The organism is Pseudomonas sp. B22(2017) (assembly GCF_002113105.1).
In the GTDB taxonomy this organism is placed as follows: domain Bacteria; phylum Pseudomonadota; class Gammaproteobacteria; order Pseudomonadales; family Pseudomonadaceae; genus Aquipseudomonas; species Aquipseudomonas asiatica.
The window spans coordinates 214,963-230,927 of record NZ_NEJN01000008.1; the positions used below are offsets into that span (position 1 = coordinate 214,963).

13 protein-coding genes and 1 pseudogene are annotated in these 15,965 nt (G+C 62.6%); 5 read left to right on the top strand and 9 right to left on the bottom strand.

The genetic code is table 11. The annotated features are described in order from the left end of the window. Positions 1 to 110: 110 nt before the first annotated feature. Positions 111 to 374, bottom strand: coding sequence for a DUF3077 domain-containing protein (locus tag CAG18_RS17860; protein WP_003256566.1), 264 nt, complete (start codon positions 372 to 374; stop codon positions 111 to 113). 165 nt (positions 375 to 539) lie between these two features. Beyond that, positions 540 to 782: a hypothetical protein gene (locus CAG18_RS17865; protein ID WP_085663224.1), complete on the bottom strand. Its 243-nt coding sequence runs from the start codon at positions 780 to 782 to the stop codon at positions 540 to 542. Positions 783 to 1,324: 542 nt separating this feature from the next. On the opposite strand from CAG18_RS17865, the gene CAG18_RS17870 reads away from it, so the two are divergent. Next, the gene (locus tag CAG18_RS17870) at positions 1,325 to 1,993 is read left to right on the top strand and encodes an HD domain-containing protein (RefSeq protein ID WP_085721291.1); all 669 of its coding nucleotides are present in this window, start codon (positions 1,325 to 1,327) and stop codon (positions 1,991 to 1,993) included. A gap of 547 nt (positions 1,994 to 2,540) precedes the next feature. Here CAG18_RS17870 and CAG18_RS17875 read toward each other — a convergent pair. Further along, on the bottom strand, positions 2,541 to 3,578 hold the full coding sequence (locus CAG18_RS17875; RefSeq protein ID WP_085721292.1) for a diguanylate cyclase: 1,038 nt from the start codon (positions 3,576 to 3,578) through the stop codon (positions 2,541 to 2,543). Between the two features lie 200 nt (positions 3,579 to 3,778). Here CAG18_RS17875 and glsB point away from each other — a divergent pair, with 200 nt between their 5' ends. Beyond that, entirely contained in the window at positions 3,779 to 4,687 is a 909-nt protein-coding gene (gene glsB / locus CAG18_RS17880; protein WP_085592323.1) for a glutaminase B, read from the top strand. 39 nt (positions 4,688 to 4,726) lie between these two features. Here the strand turns inward: glsB and CAG18_RS17885 are convergent, their stop codons facing one another. Together CAG18_RS17885 and CAG18_RS17895 are read right to left on the bottom strand one after the other, a co-directional pair. Next, positions 4,727 to 5,449: a FadR/GntR family transcriptional regulator gene (locus CAG18_RS17885; RefSeq protein WP_015269910.1), complete on the bottom strand. Its 723-nt coding sequence runs from the start codon at positions 5,447 to 5,449 to the stop codon at positions 4,727 to 4,729. 604 nt (positions 5,450 to 6,053) lie between these two features. After that, positions 6,054 to 7,787: an IlvD/Edd family dehydratase gene (locus CAG18_RS17895; protein WP_085721294.1), complete on the bottom strand. Its 1,734-nt coding sequence runs from the start codon at positions 7,785 to 7,787 to the stop codon at positions 6,054 to 6,056. Positions 7,788 to 7,971: 184 nt separating this feature from the next. Between CAG18_RS17895 and CAG18_RS17900 the strand changes: the two genes are divergently transcribed. From CAG18_RS17900 to CAG18_RS17910, 3 genes are all read left to right on the top strand, one after another. Beyond that, the gene (locus tag CAG18_RS17900; protein ID WP_085721295.1) at positions 7,972 to 9,279 is read left to right on the top strand and encodes an MFS transporter; all 1,308 of its coding nucleotides are present in this window, start codon (positions 7,972 to 7,974) and stop codon (positions 9,277 to 9,279) included. Between the two features lie 28 nt (positions 9,280 to 9,307). Then, complete coding sequence (gene araD1, locus CAG18_RS17905) at positions 9,308 to 10,297, top strand: AraD1 family protein (RefSeq protein WP_085721296.1); 990 nt, start codon at positions 9,308 to 9,310, stop codon at positions 10,295 to 10,297. A 210-nt stretch (positions 10,298 to 10,507) separates the two neighbouring features. Continuing rightward, complete coding sequence (locus tag CAG18_RS17910) at positions 10,508 to 12,082, top strand: aldehyde dehydrogenase (NADP(+)) (protein WP_015269914.1); 1,575 nt, start codon at positions 10,508 to 10,510, stop codon at positions 12,080 to 12,082. 58 nt (positions 12,083 to 12,140) lie between these two features. Here the strand turns inward: CAG18_RS17910 and CAG18_RS17915 are convergent, their stop codons facing one another. From CAG18_RS17915 to CAG18_RS17930, 4 genes and pseudogenes are all read right to left on the bottom strand, one after another. Further along, the gene (locus CAG18_RS17915) at positions 12,141 to 12,905 is read right to left on the bottom strand and encodes a DUF2182 domain-containing protein (RefSeq protein WP_085721297.1); all 765 of its coding nucleotides are present in this window, start codon (positions 12,903 to 12,905) and stop codon (positions 12,141 to 12,143) included. Beyond that, the gene (locus CAG18_RS17920; RefSeq protein WP_013972018.1) at positions 12,886 to 13,521 is read right to left on the bottom strand and encodes a DUF1326 domain-containing protein; all 636 of its coding nucleotides are present in this window, start codon (positions 13,519 to 13,521) and stop codon (positions 12,886 to 12,888) included. Before CAG18_RS17920 ends, CAG18_RS17915 begins: the two co-directional genes overlap by 20 nt. Positions 13,522 to 13,643: 122 nt before the next feature. Beyond that, positions 13,644 to 14,444, bottom strand: coding sequence for a DUF6708 domain-containing protein (locus CAG18_RS27330; protein ID WP_256573383.1), 801 nt, complete (start codon positions 14,442 to 14,444; stop codon positions 13,644 to 13,646). After that, a pseudogene (locus CAG18_RS17930) lies at positions 14,441 to 15,965 on the bottom strand (hypothetical protein); the annotation flags it as partial. The gene CAG18_RS27330 and the pseudogene CAG18_RS17930, both read right to left, overlap by 4 nt.

A 15,965-nucleotide genomic window follows, 5' to 3' on the forward strand; every position in this document is an offset into this window, starting at 1 on the left:
GCTAAGCGCACGCTAACACTGCCTGGGTGTGAAGGTGGGGGGCAGCTGGAGCGCCTTCAAAACGAGGGATGGACTTAGGTTTTGAAGGCATCCAGTGAGGGAGGGGTGCTTCAGCGCATCATTCCCAGCTCGGCATCATCCATCAGCGCCTTAGCCAATGCGCAGAGGTAATGCGATGCCCAGATCAGCTGAGGTTTGTCTTCCATCAAGCCGTCCAGGGTCATATCCCGTGCATAGCCCATCAGCTCCGAGGCCTGTTCGCGGGCGCTCTGGCAGGGGATGCCTGCTTCGATGCGGAACAGCGGATGTGTCTGGTTTTCACCTTGGTAGAAGGTGGTTTTGCCGACGGTGAATTTGGTTTCTTCTGTGGTCATTGTTCAATCTCCCCGAAATTTCTAGTGCCTGGTCTGGCCTCATCGCCGGCAAGCCAGCTCCCACAAATACTGCATAGGCCTCGAGATTTGTGGTGCAGCTTAGATCCATGTGGGGGCCTTGCTTGCTGGCGATAGGGGCAGCCCAGGCGACACATAAATGAAGCCTTAGTGCAAAGTCCTAGGCTCAGTGGGCATCTGCACCTGGACCAGTGCGGACTCAAGCAAAGCTCGCAGCGTCTCCAGTTCATGCATCGAGGCCATCATCAGAATCGACGCAGGCGATTTGGGCTGCAGCAACATAGCCTGATGCACAACGGTCGCCGCGCACAGCGCGTAATCCGTGGCCTGGATCAGGGTGTCTTCAAGGGATAGAACATTGTGGGGTGGATCAGGGACTATCTTCAGCATAAACCCTCTCAGTGCCTTAAAGGGCTGCCGCAGATCCGCTGTCAAACGGAAGGGTGGCAGCTGTTTGTGGGTTGACAGACCGGGGGCACTGAGAATCCCGGCGCACACAAAGGTGCCCCACGCACAGCTGCCATAACTGGCATTGCACATGCTCTCAGTGAACCACGGCCTGTCAAAACCGTGCCGCCAATTGGTAGCGGCAGGTCGAGACTATGGTTCACGATTTCCATGTGCAACGAAAAACAGGCGCAGGGAGTATCTTTGGGAAATGGCCTACAAGGAAGGGGTTAATTCTGACTTTTTTTGCCCATTCACCTTCACAGCATGCAACGCCGACTGCTCAGTTAACGGCCAGTGGATCTCAAAAAGCTTTCCACTCACGAATCCCTGTATCCAGTTATGTCGCGATGCCAACAAACGGTCCAGCATGGACTTTCGCCACTCAAGCCTTGAAACTGACCCGCTCGCATCTGGACCAAGGCAGGTCACGGGCCAGCCCCTGACAACGGACGCCAAGTAACAGCCCATGGAATGCACCGAAGATGACTATCGAAGCTTTTGCCCCTTTCCAGCGCTTTGCCGCTGACCTGCTGAAGTATCTACCGGCTGACCAGCCAGATGGCTCCCACGACCTGTCCCACATCCATCGCGTATGGGTCAACGCACAACGGATACAGCGCGTAGAAGGCGGCGACCTGGAAGTGCTGCTTGCAGCGACTGTGCTGCATGATTGTGTCGCAGTAGAAAAGAACTCGCCCTTGCGTGGGCAGGCGTCAACGCTGTCCGCACAAAGGGCGGCGTCAATCCTGGCTGATATCGGCTGGCCCTTGCAGCGCATCGAGCAGGTGGCGCATGCAGTCAAAACCCACAGCTACTCGGCTGGCTTCGAACCACTCACCCTTGAGGCCAGGATTCTTCAGGACAGCGATCGCCTGGACGCCATAGGTGCAGTGGGTATCGCCCGGTGTTTTTACGTTTCCGGGCGAATGGGGTCGGCGCTGTACGATTTCGAGAACCCCGCGGCGTGGGGGAGGGAGTATCAGGACAAGGCGTATGCGGTCGAGCACTTTCATACCAAGCTTCTCAAGCTTGCGTCAGGGTTTAAAACTGCTGAAGGGGCTCGGCTGGCTGCTGAGCGCCATGCTCGGCTTGAAGTGTTTCTTGCGGATTTCATGGATGAGATCGGGGCCGGCGGGGTAGGGATGCAGTGACGGGGCTTGGGGCGATTGGCAGGTTGTTTTGGGCGTTGGCCAGTTGTCCTGGAACTGCATATGGCTGATCGATTTGGTTGGTGCCTTTGGGCAAGGTGCCAGGCCTTGGGTTTTGGAGGCGGGTAGCTGTGGTCTCATGGCCCTGAGTATTGCGTTTGGGCGGGGAAGAATCTGGCGTGGGCATGGCACCGGCTGCGCCGGTGTTCGCGGCTGAAGCCGCTCCTACAGCGGGACCTGCTAATTCAGGGAGATGTGGGCAGTTTTGAGGGCGGATTTGTTCGTGGAGACCTTTTGTGTGCGGTTCTGCTTATTGATGAGTGGCTTGCAGCTTTTTTAGCGAGTTTATCGTGGATGGCACGGGCTGCGCCCGTGTTCGCGGGCGCGCCCGCTCCCACAGGGGGGCGCGCAGGGTTTGAGCGCTGTGTTGGGGCATTCAGATAATCCAGCTTTGGCGGAACGGGAGTGCCGAGTGGGGCGGGCTCTTGGGCAGTGAATAGCCGGGCTGAGATGCGGGAAGAGATGCTGCACAGCCCGGATCGTGCCTGTCTCAGAGAGACGGCGCTATATAGACAACCCGATCACGCCCACTCTGTTTGGCGTCATAAAGCCCTTTGTCAGCGCGTTCCAGTGCGTCATCCAGCGTTTCACCCTTGGTGAACAGGGTGCACCCGATGCTCAGGGTTACGTTCAACTGGCCACAGGGCAACTGCATCGGGCTGGCACCCACCTGTTCGCGAATCCGCTCAGCAATCCGGGTCAGCTCTTCGCTGTCCTTCACCTGCAAAATTGCAACAAACTCCTCACCCCCATGCCGCACCACCAGGTCATCGGGGCGCAGTGCCGCGCGCAGGCGACGGGCCGTTTCGCACAGCACCTTGTCACCGCCGCCATGGCCGTACTTGTCGTTGATGGATTTGAAGTGGTCCAGGTCGGCATAAACCGCACCCAGCTGTAAGCCGTTCACCTCGGCCAATCGTCGTTCATGCGCTTCAAACGCCGACAACGCGCCGCGGTTCCACAGTTGTGTCAAAGGGTCGAGCAGGGCTTTGCGCTGCTCGCGATCCATTTCAAGCCGCAGATCGCGGTTCACCTGGGCCAAGGTACGCAGCTGCAGATACCCCTCGGCGAGCGTGGCCAGGTCCCTGAAGTTTGCTTGCTGAGCCTCGCTGAGCACGCGCGGGCGCGGGTCGAACATGCACAGCGTACCGATGGCTTTACCGTTGCCGGCGCGCAAGGGGTGGCCGGCATAAAAGCGGATGTAGGGCGCGTTCAGCACGAGCGGGTTGTCGACGAATCGTTCGTCGCACAGGGCGTCGGGCACCATCAGGGTGTCCTCGCCGAGAATGGCGTAGCCGCAGAACGAAACACTGCGCGTCGTCTCGCTTGCCTCAAGGCCTATGCGGGCCTTGAACCACTGCCGGTCCTGGTCGATCAGGCTGATCAGCACAGTGTCCACATGGGCCAGGTCCTGGGTGAGCCGCACCAAGGTATCCAGGTAATGCTCGGCTGGCGTGTCGACCAGGTTCATGTCGTCGAGCGTGCGCTGGCGCAGCGCTTCGTCAGCAGGCAAGGGGCAAGCTGGCATTGTGGGTCCTCCGTTCCTTGGTTGGCTTGGGTACCTGGCGGGTGCGCGGTCTGTATCCCGTCGAAACAAGCACAGCATAGGCCATGGCGTGATGCACGGTCGGCCGACAATTTCTTGCCGGGAGTGTGATTTCTTTCGCTCGATCTTCGTCAAGGATGCTACCCCTTAGCCGTCGTCTGGGGACTGATACAGGGCCTTTCATGCAAACGCTGTTGAACGAGATTCTCGAAGAAGTACGTCCCTTGATCGGCAAGGGCAAAGTGGCTGACTACATTCCCGCGCTGGCCGATGTGCCGGCGAACCAGCTGGGCATCGCGGTCTATGGCAACGATGGCAGCTATTACTGTGCAGGCGACGCGCTGGTGCCGTTCTCGGTGCAGAGTATTTCCAAGGTGTTCAGCCTTGTGCAGGCGATTGGGCACTCGGGGGAGGCCATTTGGGAGCGGCTTGGCCATGAGCCTTCCGGCCAGCCGTTCAACTCGCTGGTGCAGCTGGAGTTCGAACGCGGTCGGCCGCGCAACCCCTTTATCAATGCGGGTGCGTTGGTGATCTGCGACATCAACCAGTCGCGCTTCGCTGCACCTACGTTGTCGATGCGCGATTTCGTGCGGCGGCTATCGGGCAATCCGCACATCTCGATCGATGCCCGCGTTGCCGACTCGGAGTATCAGTTCCGTGCGCGTAACGCGGCCATGGCTTACCTGATGCAGTCGTTCGGCAACTTCCATAACGAGGTGGAAACGGTACTGCGCAGCTATTTCAGCTATTGCGCGCTGCAGATGAATTGCCTGGACCTGGCCCGGGCGTTCTGTTTCCTGGCTAACGATGGGTTCTGCAAGCACAGTGGTGAGCAGATTCTGACCCGGCGCCAGACCCAGCAGGTGAACTCGATCATGGCCACTAGCGGGTTGTATGACGAAGCAGGGAATTTCGCCTATCGGGTGGGGTTGCCGGGCAAGAGTGGCGTTGGGGGCGGGATTGTGGCCATCGTGCCGGGGCAATTCACCGTGTGCGTGTGGTCGCCGGAGTTGAATGCGGCGGGTAACTCCCTGGCCGGCATGGCGGCGCTCGAACTGCTCAGTTCGCGGATCGGCTGGTCGGTGTTCTGATCGGCGGGCCCGGTGGCTGAGGTAGGCTCGGTCGATACCTCAGCTTGTCGGGTCCTGCCCCAGTACCTTGGCCAGCGCCACGCGGGCATCTTCAAGCTGTACCAGTGAAGCATGCCGCGCGCCCAGCGCGTCACCGTTCTGAATAGCGGTCAGAATCGCCTTGTGGCGGGGCAGGGCGAGTTCGTCGAAATTCGCCCGCTGGTTGGAGTAGCGCACCGACTCGCGCAGCGCCATCGACAGCATGTTGCACAGGTAGGCCAGCAGGTCGTTGTGGGTGGCGTCGGCGATGCGGGCGTGGAAGTCCAGGTCCGGTTGCAGGCGTTCTTCATGGTTGCGGGCGGCTTCCATGCGTTGGTAGGCCTCGGCGATCGAATTGACGTCGTCGGCGCTGGCGTTGGTGGCGGCCAGTGCGGCGGCGGCGGGCTCGATGACCCAGCGGACGCTGCTCAGCATGTTGAAGAATTCCTGCTGTGGCGTGGCCTGCATCAGCCAGTGCAGCACGTCCGGGTCGAGCATGTGCCAGTCATGGCGCGGCCGAACCAGGGTACCCACCCGCGGGCGGGCCTCGATCAGGCCCTTGGCGGTAAGGGCGCGCATCGCCTCGCGGAACACCGGCCGGCTGATCGCGTAGGCTTCGCAAAGGCTGGCCTCGGAAGGCAGCTTCTGCCCGGGTGCGAGTTGGCCGGATACGATCTGTACGCCAAGGTCCTGGACCAGGGTGGCGTGCATGCTCTTGCGCGTGGTGGGCTGGCGGTAGTTCATGTGGGGCGGGGCGGATCCTTCTGGCGGGGGCAGCATCATAGCATTAGCGCGTCGACGCGGTGCATGGCACCGGCTGCGCCGGTGTTCGCGGCCACGGCCGCTCCCACAGGTACCGCGTGAGCCTAAAGCCTGCGCCGTCCCAGTGGGAGCGGGTTCACCCGCGAAGCAGGCGACGCGGTGGATGGCACCGGCTGCGCCGGTGTTCGCGGCTGAAGCCGCTCCTACAGGTACAGCGTGAGCCTGAAGCCTGCGCCGTCCCTGTGGGAGCGGGTTCACCCGCGAAGCAGGCGACGCGGTGGATGGCACCGGCTGCGCCGGTGTTCGCGGCCACGGCCGCTCCCACAGGTACCGCGTGAGCCTGAAGCCTGCGCCGTCCCTGTGGGAGCGGGTTCACCCGCGAAGCAGGCGACGCGGTGGATGGCACCGACTGCGCCGGTGTTCGCGGCTGAAGCCGCTCCTACAGGTACAGCGCGAGCCCGAAGCCTGCGCCGGACCTGTGGGAGCGGGCGCGCCCGCGAAGCAGGCGACGCGGTGGATGGCACCGGCTTTGCTGGCGATGGGCTGCGCAGCAGCCCCAATGACGCTAAACGACAGGCTTCAGGCCTTAGTGCGAGTGCTTGGGCACCGCCGCCCCGCGGCATCCGACCAGGAAGTCGAAGTCGCAACCCTCATCGGCCTGCATGACGTGGTCCAGGTACAGCTTGGCGTAACCACCGCTGATCAACTGCGGCGGGGCTTGCAGGTCGGCCAGTCGGCCGGCCAGTTCCTCGTCGGAAATGTCCAGGTGCAGCCGGCCTTCCTTGCAATCCAGCTCGATCCAGTCGCCTTCGCGCACGGCAGCCAACGGCCCGCCAGCTGCCGCTTCCGGCGCCACGTGCAGCACCACGGTGCCGTAGGCGGTGCCGCTCATGCGGGCATCGGAAATACGCACCATGTCGGTCACGCCCTGGGCCAGCAGCTTGGCCGGCAGGCCCATGTTGCCGACCTCGGCCATGCCCGGGTAGCCCTTGGGCCCGCAGTGCTTCATCACCAGCACGGAACTGGCATCCACATCCAGCTCGGGGTCGTTGATGCGTGCCTTGTAGTCGTCGAAGTTCTCGAACACCACGGCGCGGCCACGATGCTGCATCAGCGCCGGGGTGGCGGCCGAGGGCTTGAGCACGGCGCCCTTGGGCGCCAGGTTGCCGCGCAGGATGCAGATGCCGCCGTCGGCCACCAGCGGCTTGTCGATTGGGCGGATCACCTCTTCGTCGTACAGCGGTGCGGCCTGGCAGTTGTCCCACAGGCTCTTGCCGTTGGCCGTCAGCGCGGCAGGGTTGGGCAGCAGGCCGTGTTCGCCCAGGCGGCGGATGACCGCAGGCAGGCCGCCGGCGTAGTAGAACTCTTCCATCAGGAAACGGCCCGAAGGCTGCAGGTCGACCAGGGTTGGCGTACCGCGGCCGATACGGGTCCAGTCTTCCAGCTGCAGGTCCACGCCGATACGCCCGGCAATGGCCTTCAGGTGAATCACCGCGTTGGTCGAGCCACCGATGGCGGCGTTGACGCGGATGGCGTTCTCGAAGGCTTCGCGGGTGAGGATTTTCGACAGGCGCAGGTCTTCGCGCACCATGTCGACAATGCGCATGCCCGACAGGTGGGCCAGCACGTAACGGCGTGCATCCACCGCCGGAATGGCGGCGTTGTGCGGCAGCGAGGTGCCTAGCGCTTCGGCCATGCAGGCCATGGTCGAGGCGGTGCCCATGGTGTTGCAGGTACCCGCCGAGCGCGACATGCCGGCCTCGGCCGAGAGGAACTCGTTGAGGTCGATCTGGCCGGCCTTGTAGGCCTCGTGCATCTGCCAGACGATGGTGCCGGCGCCAATGTCCTTGCCTTTGTGCTTGCCGTTCAGCATCGGCCCGCCGGTAACCACGATCGCCGGCACGTCACAGCTCGCCGCGCCCATCAGCAGCGCCGGGGTGGTCTTGTCGCAGCCGGTCAGCAGCACCACGGCGTCCACCGGGTTGCCACGGATCGCTTCCTCCACATCCATGCTCGCCAGGTTGCGGGTGAGCATGGCGGTGGGGCGCAGGTTGGACTCGCCGCTGGAAAACACCGGGAACTCCACCGGGAAGCCGCCAGCCTCCAGCACACCCTTCTTGACGTGTTCGGCAATCTTGCGGAAGTGCGCGTTGCACGGGGTCAGCTCCGACCAGGTGTTGCAGATGCCGATGATCGGCTTGCCCTGGAATTCGTGGTCCGGAATACCCTGGTTCTTCATCCAGCTGCGGTACATGAAACCGTTCTTGTCGGCGGTGCCGAACCATTGGGCGGAGCGCAGTGGGCGTTTGTTATCAGACATGGGAACACCTAATTAGTATTACTATTTGTCGTTGTGCGACCGACTGTACTGATAAAAATGGCCTCTGTGAAGGCTTGTTGGCTCAATTGGTAATACTATAAGATCATTCACCCAGGTCAGAGGTCTGCCAAAAAGTCCCCGGCCAGGTGCTGTACCCATTACAAGAACAATTGGAGACATCGCCATGATTCAGGAGCAGCGGCTCGTCCGCCTGATCACACTGAAACTCATCCCTTTTCTGGTACTGCTTTACCTGGTGGCCTATGTCGACCGTTCCGCGGTGGGCTTCGCCAAGCTGCACATGGGCGCCGACATCGGCCTGGGTGACGCGGCCTACGGCCTTGGCGCCGGGCTCTTCTTTATTGGTTACTTCCTGTTCGAGGTGCCGAGCAACCTGTTGCTCGACCGCTTTGGCGCGCGCCGCTGGTTCGCCCGCATCCTGGTCACCTGGGGCGCGATCACCGTCGGAATGGCCTTCGTTACCGGGCCCAGCGGTTTCTACGTGATGCGCTTTCTGCTGGGGGCGGCCGAGGCGGGCTTCTTTCCGGGCGTGCTGTACTACATCACCCAGTGGTACCCGGTGCGCCATCGCGGCAAGATCCTCGGCTTCTTCATCCTCTCCCAGCCGCTGGCGATGCTGATCACCGGGCCGCTCTCGGGCGCGCTGCTGGGGCTCGATGGCATCTACGGCCTGCATGGCTGGCAATGGCTGTTCATCTGCATCGGTACCCCCGCGGTGCTGCTGGCCTGGCCGACCCTGCGCCTGCTGCCAGACAGCCCGGCCAAGGTGCGCTGGCTCAGCGACGAACAGCGCAGCTGGCTGCAGGAACAACTGGCCAACGACCTGCGCGAGTTCGGCCAGACCCGCCATGGCAATCCGTTGCATGCCCTGAAGGACAGCCGGGTGCTGTTGCTGGCGCTGTTCTACCTGCCGGTGACCCTGAGCATCTACGGCCTGGGCCTTTGGCTGCCCACGCTGATCCACCAGTTTGGCGGCAGTGACCTGGTCACCGGTTTCGTTTCGGCCGTGCCTTACCTGTTCGGCATCATCGGCCTGCTGATCGTGCCGCGCAGCTCCGACCGCCTGAACGACCGCTATGGCCACCTGGGCCTGCTGTATGCCCTGGGGGCGATCGGCCTGTTCTTCAGTGCCTGGCTTAGCGTGCCGGTCATGCAGCTGGCAGCGCTGTGCCTGGTGGCATTCGCGTTGTTCTCCTGCACCGCCATCTTCTGGACCTTGCCGGGCCGGTTCTTCTCCGGGGCCAGCGCCGCAGCCGGCATCGCCTTGATCAACTCGATCGGCAACCTCGGCGGCTACCTGGGCCCGTTCGGTATCGGCGCGCTCAAGGAGCACACCGGGCAACTTTCGTCGGGGCTGTATTTCCTGGCCGTGGTGATGCTGTTCGGGCTGTTGCTCACCGGGGTTGTCTACAACCGCCTGGAGCGCCGCCAGCGCCTGGCTTCCACGCGGGCAGCCGAAGCCTCCCGCTAATTTTCGCAACCGAGAAGCGAGCACAAACATGCGATTGATCCAATTTGAAACCGCCACCGGCGAGCGCTGCGTGGGTGTGGTGGAAGGCGATTACGCCCTGCAGGTGCAGGGCGCTGGCAGCACCCGCGAGCTGGCCCTGCAAGCCATTGCCGCCGGCCATGACCTGGCCGCTGAAGTGCAGGCTGCCGGCCTGGGCGAGCGCCACGACTACCTGGCCCTGCTGGCCGAAGGCCGCGTGTTGCCACCACTGGACCACCCGGACCCGGCGCACTGCCTGGTCACCGGCACCGGGCTGACCCACCTGGGCAGCGCCGCAACCCGCGACAAGATGCATCAGCAGCAGGCCGAAGGCGCGGTGACCGACAGCATGCGCATGTTCCAGTGGGGCCTCGATGGCGGTCGGCCGCCGGCAGGCGAGGAGGGCGCGCAGCCGGAGTGGTTCTACAAGGGCGACGGTGGCATCGTCGTGCGCCCTGGCGCCGACCTGCCGCTGCCGGTGTTCGCCGAGGATGCCGGCGAGGAGCCAGAGCTGGTCGGGCTGTACCTGATCGGTGCCGACGGCACGCCTTACCGCCTTGGCTATGCGTTGGGCAACGAGTTTTCCGACCATGTGATGGAGCGGCGCAACTACCTGTACCTGGCCCATTCCAAACTGCGCGCCTGCAGCTTCGGCCCAGAGCTGCGCCTGGGGGCGCTGCCGGCCCACCTGGAAGGCACCAGCCGCATCCTGCGCGACGGCCAGGAGCTGTGGCGCAAGCCGTTCCTCTCGGGCGAGCAGAACATGTGCCACAGCTTCGAGAACCTGGAATTCCACCACTTCAAGTACACCCAGTTCCTGCGCCCCGGCGATATCCACGTGCATTACTTCGGCACTGCCACGCTGTCGTTCGCCGACGGCATCCAGGCGCGCCCGGGCGACACCTTCGAAGTCAGCCTCGACGCGTTCGGCCAGCCGCTGCGCAATGGCATTGCCGCCGCGCCCGGGCAGGTTCGCCCCGGGGTGGTGAAAAGCCTTTGAGCAGTCAGGCGAGCAGTGTGTCGGGTTCGCCCGCGTACCTGTGGGAGCGGCTTTAGCCGCGAAGGGCCCGGCGCGGTGCATGGCACCGGCTGCGCCGGTGTTCGCGGCTGAAGCCGCTCCCACAGGGGGGCCTGCTGACATGACGGGCCATGTGCACTCCATGGCTGACATGAACCTTTGAATCTTCTTTCCTCATTACAGGAGCCAACCATGACCGGAAGCAACTTCATTGGCGGCCAGCGCAGCGCTGCCGGCAGCGTGCGCCTGCAAAGCCTCGACGCGCGCACCGGCGAAGCCCTTCCGCAGGCCTTTGCCCAAGCCACCCCGGAGGAAGTGGACGCCGCCGCCCAGGCTGCCGAAGCGGCCTTCGCCGAATACAACGTCCTGGCGCCGCAGCGCCGTGCGCAGTTCCTCGATGCCATTGCCGACCAGCTGGATGCGCTGGACGACAGTTTTGTCGCCACCGTGTGCCGCGAAACCGCACTGCCGGCCGGGCGCATCCAGGGCGAACGCGCGCGCACCAGCAACCAGATGCGCCTGTTCGCCACGGTGCTTCGCCGTGGCGACTACCTGGGGGCGCGCATCGACCGTGCCCAACCCCAGCGTCAGCCGCTGCCGCGCCCTGACCTGCGCCAATACCGTACCGGCGTCGGCCCGGTAGCCGTGTTCGGCGCCAGCAACTTCCCGCTGGCCTTCTCCACCGCAGGGGGGGATACCGCCGCGGCGCTGGCCGCCGGTTGCCCGGTGGTGGTGAAGGCGCACAGCGGCCACATGGCCACTGCCGAACGGGTGGCCGAGGCCATCGAGCGGGCAGTGGTGGCCACCGGCATGCCCGCAGGCGTGTTCAACATGATCTACGGTGCCGGTGTCGGCGAAGCGCTGGTGCGCCACCCGGCGATCCAGGCCGTGGGCTTCACCGGTTCGCTCAAGGGCGGCCGTGCGCTGTGCGAGCTGGCTGCAGCGCGCCCGCAGCCGATTCCGGTGTTCGCCGAAATGAGCAGCATCAACCCGGTGCTGGTCTTGCCTGCGGCCTTGCAGGCCAGGGGCGAGCAGGTAGCCAGGGAGCTGGCCGGTTCGGTGGTGCTGGGCTGCGGGCAGTTCTGCACCAACCCCGGGCTGGTCATCGGAATTGCCGGCGAGGCGTTCAGCAACTTCCTGGCGGCCCTTGGTGCGCAGCTGGCCGACCAGCCCGGGCAGACCATGCTCAATGCCGGTACATTGCGCAGCTATGCCCAGGGCGTGCAACGCCTGCACCAGCACCCGGGCGTGCGTCATCTGGCCGGCGCCGACCAGGCTGGCGACCAGGCGCAGGCGCAGCTGTTCCAGGCGGATGTAAGCCTGCTGCTTGATGGTGATGCGTTGCTTCAGGAGGAGGTGTTCGGGCCGGCCACGGTGGCCGTGGCGGTGGCCGACGAAGCCGAACTGCGCCGCGCGCTGCAAGCCTTGCACGGGCAGCTGACGGCAACGCTGATTGCCGAGCCACAAGACCTGCAGCGCTTCGCCGCGCTGGTGCCGCTGCTGCAGCGCAAGGCCGGGCGCCTGCTGGTCAATGGTTACCCGACCGGTGTCGAAGTGTGCGATGCCATGGTGCATGGCGGGCCATACCCGGCCACGTCCGATGCCCGTGGGACCTCGGTCGGCACCTTGGCCATCGACCGCTTCCTGCGGCCGGTGTGCTACCAGGACTACCCGGATGCGCTGCTGCCCGACGCCCTGAAAAACGCCAACCCGCTGGGCCTGCAACGCCTGGTCGACGGCCAGCACAGCCGTGAGGCGCTGGCCTGACGCCAAGGGCTTCGGCGTGGTACCGCTGCACCCCGCCCGGGCAGGCCCGGGCGGGTTGTCAGATATGCGGCCAGAACGCCAGCAGCAGTCCACCAGCGATAAGCAGGGCGCCACTGTAGCGGCGCCAGGCCGCGCCCAACCGCAACACTTTCTCCGCCAGAACCAGCATCGCCAGCGCGGCCATGCCCCACAGGCTCATGGCGCCAACCACCAGCAGCACCAGCATCAGCGCCCAGCAGCAACCGATGCAGTACAGGCCATGCTGCAACCCCAGCCTCCAGGCGTCGCCAAGGCCCGGGCGTACATGGTGCTGAAGAAAGAAAAGCGGGCTCTGGCAATGCTCCAGGCAAGCGGCCTTGCCCTGGCTCATCTGGTAGCCACCGGCCAGCAGAAGCAGTAGCGCACCCATGAGCGGTGGCAGGCGCAGGGTCATGGGATCGAGCCAGCCAAGCCATTCGCCAAGGGCCTGCAGCAGGGTCATCAGCAGGGCGAAGCCACACCAGAGCAGTGCATAGGCCGCGCAGAACAGCAGCAGCTTGAACGGGCCGGCGCTGTCGCGCACCAGGCAGCGTCGGTAAAGCAAGAACACCGGCAGAGCGGCCGGCAGCATCATCGCCTGCATCATCGCCAACCACATCAGCAGGGTCAGCGCGCCCTGGCGCGACCACCAGGCGGTGGGTGGCATCTGCATCTCGCCCATCGCCGCCATGGTCGTTGCCTGCTCGACGTGCCACCACCAACCCAGCGCGCTGATCATCAGCACCAGCGCGCCGGTCAGCAGCGCGCCCGGGGCTGGCCAGCGGCTAGCCGCGGATGATGCCATTTGGCCCCATATCCAGGTCGTAGAGCATGGCGTTGCGCCCGGCATAGTCCAGCTTCACCGCCCCGGAGCAGTTGAAGGTGGCGCTGGCGCAGTCCGTCTCGCCGAACTCGAAGCCCTCTGGCAGTACCAGCCTGGCCCGGTGCACCGATCCGTCCACGGGGTTGCGGATCGGCTCGGCCCGGCCATCCAGCACCCCGGGCACGTGGATGCTGGCGGTCAGTGCGGCGCGGTCGGTGTGCACCTCAACCGGCACGAACTGCGGTGCGTGCATGGTCTGCACCGTGCTGGCAAAAATGGCGAAGAAGGCCGTGGGTTCCTGCTCCTGGCCGCTGAGAATGGTCAGCAATGCCTGGCGCTGGGCATCACTGGCGCGTTCATCGATAAAGGCCTGGCATTGCCCACCGCCCTCGTGGATGGGCCCAGGCCAGGCGAAGGTGCAGGCCACATTCAAGCCGGCCAGCGACACCTCGTCGAAGTACCCCTCCTCGATGTGATAGCCCACTGCCGCTTCGCAAGTGCCATGGGTGGGCAAGGCATTGAACTGGCAGGGGCAGCCATAATCGCAGTTGCAAAGGTCGACCCCTGCGCCGCGCAATCGCCAATCGACATAGGCCATGATCCTATCCTCGCAAACAAGTGCCACTTGTTAGTTTAGTTCCGGATCATGCCGCCATATTTAGATGGATTCGGCATCTGTCACGGGCCGTATAAAACCACTGCTTCAAAGCATCGGCCTTCTCAGTCAGATGGGGCAGTGCGGGATTCACGGTCAATGTCCTCCGGCCAATGAACCTTGGGTGCCAGGCAATGCATGTGGCTCAGGCCATCGTCATCGTTCCAGTCACGGGGTGGGTGTACGAACTTCGGCAGGGCTTCGGGGCCTTGCTGCATGAATAGTCGGGCGATGGCCCAGTAGGCTTCGCCTTGGTACAGGTCATAGGTGAAGAACACGCGGTCGATGACTTCGTTGGTTTCCGGGTTGCGGACCGACAGCATGACGTTTTCGATCAGGCCACCGTGGCCGGGGGCGTAGACTCGGTAGACTTCGGCGGTTACGTCGTCCCAGTTGTAGGCGACCGGCTTGACGCCCCATCGTTTGCGACTGAAGATGAAGATACGGTCATATCGAAATTCATAAATATATATTTTTTGGCGTAGTCGATTGAAGCGAATTGGCTCGTCTCTAGGGGCAACCAGATCAAGCCTGACATAGGCAGCCAAAGCCCATAATGCTACCGGAAGAAGAGCTATTGATATGTTTGTAATCCAGTCGCGCGGCCAACTGCCATGCAAAAGGATCCAGTATAAGTAAAGCGTCATTCCTAAAACAAATAGCAAACCCGGAACCCCAATCAAAAATATAACACCTCGAAGGATGGTGCTGCTCCGCGGTAACTCGAGATATATATCATCGAAATAGTTTGGCGACGGCTTGACACTCGCCCACACTTCCCGCCACTTTGGAACTTCATGCACCGTGGGAAGGTCATGGCTCCAGCCTAAAGCGCGCTCGCACAACACTTTATCATCACGCTTCACTCGTTAATCTCCCTGACACAAATCTCAATGTACCCACTTGGTAGGCTCCGATCCGGCCAGTACATGACCAACAGCGTAGCTGCCTCAATTGTGTGTTTTCCTATAGTCGCCATGAGCGCTATCGAGCCCGAAATCTCTAACTGGCTGAGTTCAGTAGAATAAGGTTTTCGCTTCTCGCTAATTGAATAATTGCAGTCGTGGTCTGGTATTCGTGGAGGCGCAAAGCTCAAAAATGAAGAGGACGGCGAGAGAAATTCTTCGGAGTTCGCGAAAAAATTGCCCGAAGCAATAGTTTCCCCGCCAATGTAATCAGGGTGATTACCGTCACCGTGACGATGCGCAATCAATTTCCAGCGATATCCCGAAGAACGCTCGTCGTACATAGGCAAAGCGATCAAGAATTTCAGTTCCTTAATTATTTCCGTGCTTGTCAAGCCACCGATTTTCGGAAGCCCTGGATCAGTTGCCAAGCGCGACTCAAAATTCAACTTCGCCTGAACGCCTAGCGTGGCAGCATTGAGTTCGGCAAAAGCGATATCCGCTTGTTCTGGAACATTCCAATGAATGGTCGGCTTTTCGTCTGCTTTTCCAAAGCAGCACCGCCTTACCCAGCGCTCCAGATCAGTTGATTCATTTTCCTGAGCGCGTTTGCTTAGTTGATTAGCAGCAAGCGTGAAGGCGATCGCCAATCCCAGCGGGCCGAAAACCAAGGGATTGAGTACTGCGAATCCGAAAGCGACAGTGCCAAGAACATACAAACCGGCCGAAATTAGATGTCGCTGGTATGCGGCATCATCACCCGCAGCGGCAGCTCGCCTGGTCGCATTGATTGCTTGAGCCGTATCAAAGACCCCTGCAACCGCACTCACCAAAGCACCAAGCCTTATCAAGGCCCCCCCACTGGCTGCAACACCCTTTGCCCACCCCAAATTCAGTGGACCAGCACTTGATCTCAAAATGAGCCCAACCAGTTCGATTTGCCCTCCCAACAGGCCCAACTGCGATCCTTGCAACGCCAATTTGGCCTCAAACGCCTTGGGCCCAATCTCCGTTTCCGCCTTGTCCTGATTCCTGCCCAGGCTGTCCTGCTGCAGATACAACCCGCCTATCGCCAGCAATAACTCCCAACTACCTGCCACACCACGTAAACCGGAGAACCCGGTCCGTACTAACCTGGCAGCCTGCTGCGATGTGATCTGCATCCCTTGAAACAACTTGCGCGCATTTGTCTCCAACGTCCCAGCTGCCACCGAGATATCCACCAGGGCAAGCTGCGCCGCGCTGCTCGCCTGGGTTACCCCCATGCTGGCCTCCTTGAACAACCGCCCATGCACTTCCTCGGCCTTGCCCTCGACCCACACCGTCACGCTGATCATCGTATTGGTGAACCGCGGGTCGAGCACGGCCAGGCTCATCAAGCCATGCTGGATGATCGGCCGCACCTTGCGCATGGCCTTCATCGAGCCAAACTCGAAGTCATCGATATTGCGGCGCATCCGGTCCCGCGCCTCGGCGATCGAC